Genomic DNA, 1,704 nt, shown 5'->3' with positions numbered 1-1,704 from the left:
TTTTTTTTATTCAATTCTTGTGCGACAGAAGATTTAGTAAATGAGAATCAAATAAGTTCAATCAATGTTAAAGAAGCAAAAGATTTTTTTAATGCTAACTCAATAGAATTAAAGAAAAATATTTATTATTTAGGAAACCCAGATTGGGAACAAGGGATTTTAAAAAAGGATACATTATTAGTCCCTCTTTTTTACAGATCAACCTGCATTTGTAAAAAATCTGAATAGAGATAAAGTGCCTAGGTATCTAAAATCTTATCTTATAATAACTAAAAATAAAGATAAGTTAGATTATAAAATGAGGGTCTCTTTTTACTCAAATAGAAATGATTTAATACTGGATAGATATCATTTATATAATATGGAAGATATATTGGTTTCTGATAATGGGAAAAAGCCAGAGAAGAAACAATCGAAATCTTTAATAACAAGTAAAACTACTTGTGTTCATTGGGGGTATTTTCTCACTAACAATGAAACAGGGCAAGACTGGCTTGTATATGATTGGTGGGAATGTGATTGGGGTGCAGATGATGATGAACAATTGCCTCCGGATGGAGGAGGAGGAGGAGGAGGAGGAGGATCAGCTCCATTAGATGACGCTGAAGTTATTGAAGATCAGATAAATGATATAGGTCTTGATCCTTGTACTAAAGATATTTTAGATCAACTCAAAAATTTAGGAGGAGGTGATATTGCAGAAATGCTAAAAAGGTTCAGTCCACCAGGAAGTATTTATAATCTCAATATGATTACTGGTCCAGTGAAGGATTCTAATGTTTTGGCACAAACTAATAGTGTTACAGGTTCTAGTACAGATATCAATTTGATTTTTAATGAAAATTATATTAAGGGTAAGAATCAAAGTAGTCGACCAACAGATTTGTCAGTAGCTACAACAATGGCTCATGAAATTATTCATGCTTACTTAATTAGTTTATTAGAAGATTATAAAACTTGTGGAGATTTGGAGATTTGTGACTTTCCAACCATTTATGAAGCTTATGTTCAGCAGCAAATTGATAAAGATAAAAGCAAAATGCCAAGTGAGCATCATGAAGTAATTGCGAAAAAATATGTAGCAGTAATAGCAGCAACGATTCAAGAATTTCATACAAAAAAAAGTGTGCCTTTAGGTTTTGCCTCTGAGATATATACAGATTTGGCGTGGTCTGGTCTTTTTGGTACTAGTGAGTTTAATAGATTATATCCAAATGATCCGAGTTCAGTATGTTATAATGATAGAGAGAGAATAATAAATAGATTTTATTCAGAAAAAAATGCTGAATTAAGAGGTGTTTTAACTCCGACAGGAATCCCATGCGTAAAATAAAAGTTTTATGGAAAATTTAAAAAAAATAATGTTTCTAGTTTTTTCGTTTTTTCTTCTATCCTGTGCCTCCTCACATTTTAAAAGTAATGAACCGATAAATACTTTTTTAGAATTAGAGAATGTTTCTAGTAAGAAAAACTATATACTAAGGATGAAGGAAAGTAGTAGTCAGATTTTAAGAATTTTTAATAGAGGAGAAGGGGATAAACATAATGTATATCCAAATAAAACAGATTATACAAGTAAATTATTTAATGAAAAACATTGGCGGAAACTATATTCGAAATATTCTCCAGATACTATTAAAAAATATTGGAAAAATGATGACTTTCCTGAATTTAGATTTGTAGAAGGAAATCGAAGTCAGCTTT

The 1,704-nt window shown here is 30.3% G+C and carries 2 protein-coding genes and 1 pseudogene; all 3 read left to right on the top strand.

What is annotated here, in order from left to right; translation table 11 throughout:
- The coding region (locus tag BOW55_RS20935) for a hypothetical protein (RefSeq protein WP_164975089.1) at nucleotides 1–228 on the top strand (228 nt) is incomplete at its 5' end.
- Between the two features lie 133 nt (nucleotides 229–361).
- Nucleotides 362–1,333 carry a hypothetical protein gene (locus BOW55_RS20615; protein ID WP_129026320.1) on the top strand — a complete coding sequence of 324 codons (972 nt, stop codon included), beginning with the start codon at nucleotides 362–364 and terminating at the stop codon, nucleotides 1,331–1,333.
- Between the two features lie 151 nt (nucleotides 1,334–1,484).
- A pseudogene (locus tag BOW55_RS20610) lies at nucleotides 1,485–1,704 on the top strand (hypothetical protein); the annotation flags it as partial.

The sequence above is a fragment of the Flavobacterium sp. YO12 genome (assembly GCF_004119495.1).
Classification (GTDB): domain Bacteria; phylum Bacteroidota; class Bacteroidia; order Flavobacteriales; family Flavobacteriaceae; genus Flavobacterium.
The sequence above is the reverse complement of the archived record's forward strand: the minus strand, read 5'-3'. Positions and strand labels throughout refer to the sequence as shown.